This window comes from Phytohabitans aurantiacus, from assembly GCF_027923225.1.
GTDB lineage: Bacteria > Actinomycetota > Actinomycetes > Mycobacteriales > Micromonosporaceae > Phytohabitans > Phytohabitans aurantiacus.
Genome location: NZ_BSDI01000134.1, coordinates 1 through 753, shown reverse-complemented (window position 1 = coordinate 753; position 753 = coordinate 1). Strand labels below are relative to the sequence as shown.

Here is a 753-nt window from a genome sequence, read left to right as displayed (position 1 = left end):
GCCGATCGGTCGGGCGATGGCCAATCATCGGGCGTACGTGCTCGACGGCGGCTACACCCCCGTGCCGGTGGGGATCCCCGGTGAGTTGTACATCGCCGGCACCGGTGTGACCCGTGGCTACGCCAACCATCCGGAGTTGACCGCGGAACGGTTCCTGCCCGACCCGTTCGCCACCGAACCCGGCCAACGCATGTACCGCACCGGCGACCTCGTGCGCTGGCACGACAACGGCACCCTGGAATTCCTGGGCCGCAGCGACCGGCAAATCAAAATCCGCGGCATCCGCATCGAACCCGGCGAGATCGAACAAGCCCTCCTCGACCACCCCCACGTAACCCAAGCCGTCGTCACCACCCACGGCCACAACACATTGGCCGCCTACGTCGTCACCAACCCGACCACCACCTTCGCCTTCGACGAAGCCGTCCTGCGCGCCCACCTGATCGACCAGCTACCCACCTACCTGATCCCCGCCACCATCACACCCCTTGCCGCACTGCCCTACACCACCAGCGGCAAAGTCGACCACCAACGCCTGCCCGACCCCACACCCACCGACCGACACCACCAACCCCCGAAAACACCCACCGAACACACCCTCGCCACCATCTGGCACCACCTCCTGGACATCCCCACCGACCAGATCAGCACCCAACACAACTTCTTCACCCACGGCGGCAACTCCCTGCGCGCCATCCAACTCATCTCCCGCATCCACGACACCCTGGGCCACCACATCGACCTCCGGCAGGT

The 753-nt window shown here is 66.0% G+C and carries 1 protein-coding gene; it reads left to right on the top strand.

Annotated features, from left to right (window positions below; all coding sequences use genetic code 11):
- Positions 1–16: 16 nt before the first annotated feature.
- Positions 17–753: non-ribosomal peptide synthetase (locus QMG73_RS46140; RefSeq protein ID WP_281906519.1), on the top strand; the 737-nt coding region annotated here is incomplete at its 3' end.